Genomic DNA, 9035 nt, shown 5'->3' with positions numbered 1-9035 from the left:
ATCGGGCAAAAGCGCGCGCGACGCGCTCAAGGCCTCGCCGGCCGATCCGATATCCCGGAGGCACGTGGCGATGAGATAACGCGTCGTCAGGGTCTCGGGATGGTCCTCGCCCTTGATACGTTCCCGATCGGGCAAAAGCGCGCGCGACGCGCTCAAGGCCTCGCCGGCCGATCCGATATCCCGGAGGCACGTGGCGATGAGATGGCGCGTCGCCAGGGTGTCGGGATGGTCCGTGCCCTGGACACGCTCCCGATCGGGAAGAAGCGCGCGCGCGAACTCCAGCGCCTCGCCGACCGATCCGATACGTCGGAGGCACGAGGCGATGCTGTGGCGAAACCTGAAGCTCACGGCATCGTCCGGCCCGAAAACCGCTTCCCAGGGCTTCGTCTCCGGTTCCAGCAGGTCGAACGCGCGGTCGGGGTGCCCATCCAATCGCTCCGCGTCCGCGAGATTGTGGCACCAAATCAATACCTTACGCGTCTCTCCTCCCTCGACCCGGCGGGCGAGCCGCAGGCCATGCTCGGCGAAACGGCGCATCAGGCGCCAATGACCGGTTCGGTAGGCACGTGAAAAACACCGTTGGAGGGCGTCCAGATCGGCCGGCAGGGCCGCCCGCGCCGCGCGGCGTTCGGCGCGAGTGGCCGCGTCGGAAGGGCCCTGGGTGGGAGAGGCGGTAGTAGGGGAGCCGGGCGCGTCGTGGGGGGCGTCATGAGGAACGGGATGGTCGGGGTCGGCGGCCGCCTGCTCCAGCTCCTCGGCGAGGTCGCGGAGATCCTCATCCTCCGGCGCCACGGCCAGGCCGCCGCGCGCATGGAGCAGCGCATTGGCATAGCCGGCGGCGCCGTCCTCGCTCGCCTCGATGATGGCGGCGTCGGTCAGCAGGCGATAGGCGCGGTGAAGCGCCGTCCGGTTACGCCCGATATAGTCCCGGGCGATGGCGATCGCGGGGTCCAGATTGCCGTCGCGCTCCTCCCGCTCGATCCGCTCGAGGACCCCCTCCGGCGCCTCGGAGAGGAGCGTTTCGCACCGCGCCTCCCCCTGCTTCCTGTCCGCGCGGAGGGCCGCGATCGTCTCCTCATTCGCCGCGCGCTCGTCCTCAAGCTCCTTTATCCGCTGGATACCTTTCTGATAGCGCCGCTTGGCGCGATGCCGGGTGTATCGAAAGGTGGCGATCATCGGCCCGACGACCACGACCCCGACGGCGAGCAGGAACTGCACCTGGCCATAGAGGCTGTCGTCGCGCAGTTCCGTCAGGATATCGATCAGCGCCGTCAGCATCGCAACCTCCCCCTCCCGCTCATCCCCGCTCACGCCCCCGGAATCGCCCATTGGCGGTGGCATGCTAGGCCGTCCACAGCCATGAGGCTAGTGGCCGGAGCCGGGCGGCGGGAAGGGGAACGGCGCGCCACCGCGAAAGCCGCCCAAATGCGACCCCTTCTTCCGCCAGAGCGACAAATTGGGCGTTGATTCGCCCCGCCCCCCCGCCTAGCTTCGCGGCGCGGGAGGCGGCGGCCGGTGTCGGGCGTCCTCTTCCGCGTCACCCGGTCCAGATGAACGCGCGGGCGGCGGGCCCACCCGGCCGAGACCCCGCGACCCCGCGTGAGGAGCCCTATCGATCATGACCGCCCCGTCCGAGCGTCCCGTGAAGCGTCCCGCCTGCCCCAATTTCTCCTCCGGCCCCTGCGCCAAGCGGCCGGGCTGGTCGCCCGCCGTGCTGGCGGACGCGCTGGTCGGGCGCTCCCATCGCTCCGGCCCCGGCAAGAAGAAGCTGGCGGAGGTGATCGAGCGCACGCGCGAGCTGCTGGCCATTCCGGCGGATTATCGCATCGGGATCGTCCCGGCCTCCGACACCGGCGCGGTGGAAATGGCGCTGTGGTCGATGCTGGGCGCGCGCGGCGTCGATCTGCTGGCGTGGGAAAGCTTCGGCACCGGCTGGGTGAGCGACGTGGTCAAGCAGCTGAAGCTCCAGGACGCCCGCGTGATGGAGGCGGATTACGGCCTGCTGCCCGATCTTTCCAGGACCGACCCGGACCGCGACTGCGTCTTCACCTGGAACGGCACGACCAGCGGCGTGCGCGTGCCCGACGGCGATTGGATCGCCGACGACCGGGAGGGGCTGACGATCTGCGACGCGACATCGGCCGCCTTCGCCATGCATCTGCCGTGGCGCAAGCTCGATGTCGTCACCTGGTCCTGGCAGAAGGTGCTGGGCGGCGAGGGCGCGCACGGCATGCTGGTGCTGAGCCCGCGCGCGGTGGAGCGGCTGGAGAGCTTCGCCCCCGACTGGCCGCTGCCGAAGATCTTCCGCATGACCAAGGGCGGCGCGCTGAACGAGGGCATCTGGAAGGGGGAGACGATCAACACCCCCTCCATGCTGGCGGTGGAGGATTGCCTGGACGCGCTGAAATGGGCGGCCGGGATCGGCGGGCTCGACGCGTTGGTCGCGCGCTCGCAATCGAACCTGGCAGCGGTGGAGGATTGGGTCGCGGCGCGCGACTGGATCGATTTCCTGGCGAGCGACCCGGCGACGCGCTCCTCCACCTCGATCTGCCTGAAGCTGGCCGATGCCTGCCCGCTGGAGGGCGAGGCCCGCGCCGGCGCGCCCAAGGCCATCGCCAAGCGGCTGGAGGAGGAGGCGGTCGCCTTCGACATCAACGGCTATCGCGACGCGCCCCCGGGCTTGCGCCTTTGGGGCGGCGCGACGGTGGAGCCCGCCGACATGGCGGCCGTGCTGCCCTGGATCGATTGGGCCTATGGGGAGCTTTCCTGAGCGTCCCGGACCCGACGACCGAGCCCGACCCTATAAGATCAGAGAAATGAAAAGCCCATGCCCCGTGTCCTGATTTCCGACAAGTTGAGCCAGGAAGCCGTCGCGGTCTTCGAACGCCGCGGCCTGGAGGTCGATTTCAAGCCGGGCCTGCCGGCGGACGAATTGCTGTCGATCATCGGCGATTACGACGGGCTGGCCATCCGCTCCGCCACCAAGGTGACGGCGGCGGTTCTGGAGAAGGCGAAGGACCGGCTGCGCGTCGTCGGCCGCGCCGGGATCGGCGTCGACAATATCGATATGGAGGCCGCGACCGGCGCCGGGATCGTCGTGATGAACACGCCCTTCGGCAACTCCATCACGACGGCGGAGCATGCCGTCGCCATGATGATGGCCTGCGCGCGCCAGATTCCGGCCGCCGACGCCTCCACCCGCGCGGGCAAGTGGGAGAAATCCCGCTTCATGGGGGTCGAGCTTTACGGCAAGGTGCTGGGCCTTGTCGGTGTCGGCAATATCGGCGCCATCGTCGCCGACCGGGCTCAGGGGCTTAAGATGAAGGTGGCCGCCTACGACCCCTTCCTGTCGGAGGAGCGGGCGGCCGCGCTGAATGTCGAGAAGGTGGATTTCGACACGCTGCTGGCCAAGGCCGATTTCATCACCGTGCACACGCCGTTGACCGACCAGACGCGCGACCTGATCGACGCCGGGGCGCTGGCGAAATGCAAGGACGGGGTGCGCATCATCAATTGCGCGCGCGGCGGAATCGTGAACGAGGCCGATCTGGCCGCCGCGATCGACGCGGGCAAGGTGGCGGGCGCCGCCTTCGACGTCTTCGTGGAGGAACCCGCGCGCGAGAACGTGCTGTTCGATAAGCCGAACGTCGTCTGCACGCCCCATCTTGGCGCGGCGACGGAGGAGGCGCAGGAGAATGTCGCCCTGCAGGTGGCCGAGCAGATGTCGGATTACCTGATGACGGGCGCGATCACCAACGCGCTCAACATGCCCTCGATCTCGGCCGAGGACGCGCCGCGCCTCAAGCCCTATATGAAGCTTGCCTGTCAGCTCGGCTCCTTCGCGGGCCAGGTGACGGAGAACGGCCTGAAATCCGTTACCATGGAATTCGAGGGCGCGGTCGCGAAGCTCAACCGCAAGCCGCTGGTCCAAGCCGCGCTGGCGGAACTGATGAAACCCTTCTCCGACGCGGTCAACATGGTGAACGCGCCGCTTTTCGCGAAGGATCGCGGCATCGACGTCAGCGAAACCGTCCATGAGCGCGAGGGCGACTACAACACGCTGATCCGCCTGACGGTGGAGACGGAGGATTTCACGCGCTCGATCTCCGGCACGTTGTTCGGCGGCGGGCTGCCGCGCATCGTCTCGATCAAGGATATCTCGATCGAGGCGGAGTTGAGCGAGCATATGCTCTATATCACCAACCGCGATCAGCCCGGGCTGATCGGCGGGCTGGGCACCATCCTGGGCGATGCGGGGATCAATATCGGCACCTTCCATCTGGGCCGGGAATCGACCGGCGGGGACGCCATCGCCCTGATCGCGACCGACGCGCCGGTCGAGGGCGCGGTGCTGGAGGCGATCAAGGCCCTGCCCCAGGTGATCCAGGCGAAGCCGCTGAAGTTCTAGGACAGCAGCCGCGCAATACCGGTGCCTCACCGCTCCCCGGTCAGCGCCAGATTGATTCCCAGCGCGATCAGCGCGCCGCCGGCCAGGCGCCGCGGCAGGACCGGGACGCGCCCAGACCCCCGCAGACGCCGGGCGATCCGGTGCGCCCCCTCGATCATCAGCGCGTCGGTCAGGCTGAACATCAGATTGACGATCAGCCCCAGAATCGCGATCTGCGCCCAGACCGGCAGGCTCGCCCCGGCCTGCGTGAATTGCGGCAGGAAGGCGAGGAAGAAGAGCGCCGATTTCGGGTTCAGGACCTCCACCAAAAAACTGTCGCGCAGCCCCTTCATCCCCGTTCGCCCGGTGGATATCCGGGATATTGGGCGGGGCCGGCGCAGATAGCCGATACCGAGCCAGATGAGATAACCGGCCCCCACCAGCTTCATCGCGATGAAGAGCGGCGGGACCAGCGCGATCAACGCCGAAACCCCGAAGGCCGCCGCCGCCACGTGGCAAAGGCCGGCGATATGGAAGCCCAGCATCGCCCACCACCCGGCCCGGCGCCCGTCGCTAAGCGTCCGGGTGGCGGCGAACAGCATCGAGGGGCCGGGCACGCAGGCGAAGAGCGCGGAGGCGATCAGGAAGGCGGTCAGAAGATCGCTCGAGGGCATTGCCGGTACTCCGCTTGGGACGAGGCTGGGACGGTCCCAAGCCTCGCACGGGCGCGCCCGGACCCGAGGGCGGCGAATGGTCGCCCGCGCGAGCGGCCTCGTTCCGAACTTATTCCGGAAGTGGAACGAAATCGTCGTCGCCCGGCACGGGATCGAAGCGTCCGGCCTTCCAATCCGCCTTGGCCTGTTCGATCCGCTCGCGGCGGGAAGAGACGAAATTCCACCAGATATGGCGCGGTCCATCCATTGCCGCGCCCCCCATCAGCATCAGGCGCGCCGGCCCCCCGACCGCCCGAACCGTGATCGCCGCGCCGGGGGCGAGCACCAGGAGGCGGCCCGGATCATACCGTCGGCCGTCGATCTCCACCCCGCCCGAATAGAGATAGAGGGCGCGTTCCTCCCATGCCGCGTCGATCGGCGCGGCCGCCCCCTCCGCCAGATTCAGATCGACATAGATCGTCTCGCTCGCCACCGCGACGGGGGAGCGCGCGCCGGCATAGGCCCCGGCGATCACCCGGGCGTTGACGCCCCCATCCACGATCACCGGCAGGGTGGCGTCGTCGTGATGGACGAAGGCGGGGGCGCATTCCTCCCCATCCCGGGGCAGGGCGACCCAGGCCTGCAGGCCCGCGATGGCGCCACCGCGCGCGCGGACGGCGTCGGGGGAGCGTTCGGAATGCACGATGCCGCGCCCCGCGGTCATCCAATTGACCTCCCCCGGGCGGATCGGCAGCGCGTTGCCCAGGCTGTCGCGATGCAGGATCTCGCCCTCGACCAGATAGGTCACCGTGGCGAGCCCGATATGCGGATGCGGCGCCACGTCCAGGCCGGTGCCGGGCGTGAAGCGGCTCGGCCCCATCTGGTCGAGGAAGATGAAGGGACCGACCATCCGCCGTTTGCGGAAGGGCAGGACCCGCGCGACCTCGAACCCGCCGATATCGCCGGCGCGGGGGACGATCTCCATCTCGATCGCTTCGGTTTCGGGGCGCTCCCGCATGTTTAGCCCTTCCTGCCTTCCCAGCCCGTCATGTCGCCGAATGCCCTGGTCGGACATGCCGCGCCGCGCATTGTGCGCCGCGCCCGGTCGCCGACCAAGGGGTTTCGCGCGCGCGTCTTGGATATCGACCTGCCTCGAACTTTCGGCTATAAGCCGTTCCAGGGCTTCGGAATTATTCGGCGAGCAGGGGGGAACGGCCCGTGTCTTCGAACGGTTTGGCGAAACGGTGTGTCGGCGGTTCGATCGCCGTCTTGGCGATCGCGGCGGCGATGATCTCAGCCCCGGCGGCCGCGCAGCATGCGCGCGAGGGCGCCTATGTCGGCCTGCGCCTGACCGGCGGCCAGTCGAGTGTCGAGGATGTCACGACCACCGGCTTCGCCGGCAACCGCATCGACAACAATACCGAGGACCCCACGGCGGCGGCCGGCGGTGTCTTCGGCTATCGGTTTGGCGATCTGCCCCTGCGGGTGGAGGGGGAACTCTCCCACCGTTTCCGCATGGATTACGACGTGCGTGATCCGGGCGGCCCGGGCCATGGCTATGAGAACAACCTGTCCTCGACCATGGCGCTGGTGAGCGGCGCCTGGGAAATCCGCACCGACAGCGCCTGGACACCCTTCATCGGCGCCACGGTCGGCTGGGTCCGCAATAGCTCGGAGATCGAGCGCTCGAACCTCACCACCGGGGCCATCACCAAGACCGAGAATACGACCAACAGCCTCGCGCTCGGCGCCATGGTCGGCGTCGATTATGAGTTGGCGCGGAACTGGGGGACGGAGCTCGCCTATCGCTATCTCGACATGGGCGAGGTGGAAAGCGGCACGCAGGCCGGCGGCGAGACGATCAATGCCGAGACCTATGTTTCCCACGACCTGATGCTCTCGCTCCTCTACCGCTTCTAGACGTCGTGGCGGCGAAGGGCGACATCCGCGCCGACGGGGTCGTTGTCGTCGGCGCCGGGATCGCCGGTCTGACCGCGGCGGTCGTCCTGGGCCGGGCGGGCGTGCCCGTGACCCTGGTGGAACGCGACGCGGAAATGCGCGGCGGCGGGTTCCTCGTGTCCCTCTCGGGCGAGGCGCACGCGGTGGCGGATCGCCTCGGCATACTCGACGATGTGACGGCGCGCATCCATCGCATCACCCGGTCCAGCTATCACGACGCGCGCGGCCGGCGGCTGCTGGCGCTCGATTATGGGCGGTTGTTCGGATCGCTCCCGGTCATCCAGCCGATGCGCAACGATCTGGCGAAGGCGTTGATGGCCGCCCTGCCCGACGGCGTCGCCCTGCATCGGGGCGTGACGGTGACGGCCCTAGACCGGGAGGAGACCGGTATCCGCCTGAAACTCAACGACGGGTCGGCCCTGCGTGCCGCCGCCGTCATCGGGGCGGACGGCGTTCATTCGGCGACCCGCGCGCTGGCCTTCGACGGGTTGGCCGGGCATGCGCCGATCCGGCACGATCTGGGCCTGTTCTGCGCCGCCTATCGACTTCCCAACGCGCTCGGCCTCGACCGGGAATTCCGGACCTACATGGAACGCGCGCGCTACATGGCGATCTTCCAAACCGCGTCCGGGGATACGAAGCCAGAAGCGGCGGGGGCTGGCGAGGCCGAGACTGGCGAGGCGGGCGCCGTCTTCGTCTGGGCGGAGACGGCGCCGGCCCCGCCGGAGGAACCGGCCGCGCGGGCCGACCTGCTGGCCCGCGCCTTCACCGGCGCGCCGAAGGCGACGGCCACCGCGCTCGCCCATGGGCCGAGGGGGCGGAGCTTCTACATGGACCGGCTCAGCCAGATCGAACTGCCGCATTGGCATGCGGGCCGCGTCGCGCTGGTGGGCGACGCGGCGCATTGCCTGACGCTGTTTTCCGGCCGGGGCGCGGCCGCCGCATTGACCGGCGCGGCGCGGCTGGCGAACGCGATGCTGGCGCGGCCGGAGGATCCGGCGGCGGCCTTCGCGGCGGTGGAGGGCGCGCGGAAGCCCATCCTCGACGCCATGCAACGGGCGACGCGCGCGGCCGTGAAATGGTACGTACCGCGCAGCGCCGTGATCGAGGCCGCGCGCAACAACGCCATGCGCTTCCTGCCGCGCGTGGCCTTCGAACGGCATTTCCGCGCCAAGTATGACTCCGTGTGAGGGGACCGCATGCTCTCCGTCACGCTCGATATCGAGGATCATCGCGGCGCCGCGCGGGGACCGAAGCGCCATGCGGCGATGACCGAGCAGTTGCTGGAGCTGCTGGCCGAGGCAGGGGTCAGGGCGAGCCTTTTTATCGTCGCCGACCTGATCGCGACCGACCGGGCGCTGATCCGGCGGATCGCGGCGGAAGGCCATGAGATCGGCCTGCATTCCTTCGACCACGTGCCGCTGGCCGCGCACGATCCGGACTCGTTCCGGCGGCGCACGGCGGATGCGCGCGCGGCGCTGGCCGACGCGGCCGGGGCGCCGGTACCGGGCTATCGCGCGCCCAGCTTCTCCCTGACGCGCGCCACGCCCTGGGTCCCGGAGGCATTGGCGGAAATCGGCTTCCACTATTCCTCCAGCGTGCTGCCGGCGGGAAGCCCGCTCCACGGCTATCCCGGCGCGCCGAGGGAGCCGTTCCGCTGGCCCTGCGGCCTGCTGGAACTGCCGGCGCCGGTCACGCGGGTTGGGCCGCTGACGCTGCCCTATCTGGGCGGGATCTATTTCCGCTATCTGCCGGCGGCGCTGATCCGCCGACGCCTGCGCGGGGCCGATAGCGGCCCGGCGGCGGGACTCTGGAGTTATCTCCACCCCTATGACATCGATCCGGCGGAGCCTTTCTGCCGCCCGCATGGCGCGCCGCTTTGGATGAGCCTGCTGTTGCATGCGCGGCGGTCGGGGGCACGGGCGCGTTTCGCGCGGCTTCTACATGGCGGCATGGGCAGCACGATCGGCCCGCCGCTGGGCGCGCGGGTCGCGGCCGGTCATTTCACGGCCGCGCGGCCCTTCCCTGGATAACGC

At 69.3% G+C, this 9035-nt stretch carries 8 protein-coding genes; 5 read left to right on the top strand and 3 right to left on the bottom strand.

The window, feature by feature from the left end; all coding sequences use genetic code 11:
• The coding region (locus KAJ83_RS19680) for a tetratricopeptide repeat protein (RefSeq protein WP_210682803.1) at positions 1 to 1311 on the bottom strand (1311 nt) is incomplete at its 3' end.
• Between the two features lie 307 nt (positions 1312 to 1618).
• Between KAJ83_RS19680 and KAJ83_RS14575 the strand changes: the two genes are divergently transcribed.
• Both KAJ83_RS14575 and serA read left to right on the top strand, forming a co-directional pair.
• Positions 1619 to 2770, top strand: coding sequence for a phosphoserine transaminase (locus KAJ83_RS14575; protein WP_210682802.1), 1152 nt, complete (start codon positions 1619 to 1621; stop codon positions 2768 to 2770).
• A gap of 57 nt (positions 2771 to 2827) precedes the next feature.
• Positions 2828 to 4408 (top strand): phosphoglycerate dehydrogenase, encoded by a 1581-nt coding sequence (gene serA, locus KAJ83_RS14570; RefSeq protein ID WP_210682801.1) that lies wholly within the window; start codon positions 2828 to 2830, stop codon positions 4406 to 4408.
• A gap of 26 nt (positions 4409 to 4434) precedes the next feature.
• Here the strand turns inward: serA and KAJ83_RS14565 are convergent, their stop codons facing one another.
• Both KAJ83_RS14565 and KAJ83_RS14560 read right to left on the bottom strand, forming a co-directional pair.
• Complete coding sequence (locus KAJ83_RS14565; protein WP_210682800.1) at positions 4435 to 5061, bottom strand: LysE family translocator; 627 nt, start codon at positions 5059 to 5061, stop codon at positions 4435 to 4437.
• 109 nt (positions 5062 to 5170) lie between these two features.
• Positions 5171 to 6058, bottom strand: a complete 888-nt coding sequence (locus KAJ83_RS14560; RefSeq protein ID WP_210682799.1) for a pirin family protein — start codon at positions 6056 to 6058, stop codon at positions 5171 to 5173.
• A gap of 200 nt (positions 6059 to 6258) precedes the next feature.
• Here KAJ83_RS14560 and KAJ83_RS14555 point away from each other — a divergent pair, with 200 nt between their 5' ends.
• The 3 genes from KAJ83_RS14555 to KAJ83_RS14545 are packed head-to-tail and all read left to right on the top strand — an operon-like array spanning position 6259 to position 9032.
• On the top strand, positions 6259 to 6960 hold the full coding sequence (locus KAJ83_RS14555; RefSeq protein WP_210682798.1) for an outer membrane protein: 702 nt from the start codon (positions 6259 to 6261) through the stop codon (positions 6958 to 6960).
• A gap of 5 nt (positions 6961 to 6965) precedes the next feature.
• Complete coding sequence (locus tag KAJ83_RS14550) at positions 6966 to 8189, top strand: FAD-dependent monooxygenase (RefSeq protein ID WP_210682797.1); 1224 nt, start codon at positions 6966 to 6968, stop codon at positions 8187 to 8189.
• 9 nt (positions 8190 to 8198) lie between these two features.
• Complete coding sequence (locus KAJ83_RS14545) at positions 8199 to 9032, top strand: DUF3473 domain-containing protein (RefSeq protein WP_210682796.1); 834 nt, start codon at positions 8199 to 8201, stop codon at positions 9030 to 9032.
• The last annotated feature ends 3 nt before the right edge of the window (positions 9033 to 9035 follow it).

The organism is Marivibrio halodurans, from assembly GCF_017963645.1.
Taxonomy (GTDB): Bacteria; Pseudomonadota; Alphaproteobacteria; order UBA8366; family Aestuariispiraceae; genus Marivibrio; species Marivibrio halodurans.
The sequence above is the reverse complement of the archived record's forward strand: the minus strand, read 5'-3'. Positions and strand labels throughout refer to the sequence as shown.

Excerpts from the sequence above, each read along its gene's own strand:
- KAJ83_RS14575 (WP_210682802.1), top strand. The coding sequence starts at position 1,619 with ATGACCGCCCCGTCCGAGCGTCCCGTGAAGCGTCCCGCCTGCCCCAAT.
- serA (WP_210682801.1), top strand. The coding sequence starts at position 2,828 with ATGCCCCGTGTCCTGATTTCCGACAAGTTGAGCCAGGAAGCCGTCGCG.
- KAJ83_RS14565 (WP_210682800.1), bottom strand. The coding sequence starts at position 5,061 with ATGCCCTCGAGCGATCTTCTGACCGCCTTCCTGATCGCCTCCGCGCTC.
- KAJ83_RS14560 (WP_210682799.1), bottom strand. The coding sequence starts at position 6,058 with ATGCGGGAGCGCCCCGAAACCGAAGCGATCGAGATGGAGATCGTCCCC.
- KAJ83_RS14545 (WP_210682796.1), top strand. The coding sequence starts at position 8,199 with ATGCTCTCCGTCACGCTCGATATCGAGGATCATCGCGGCGCCGCGCGG.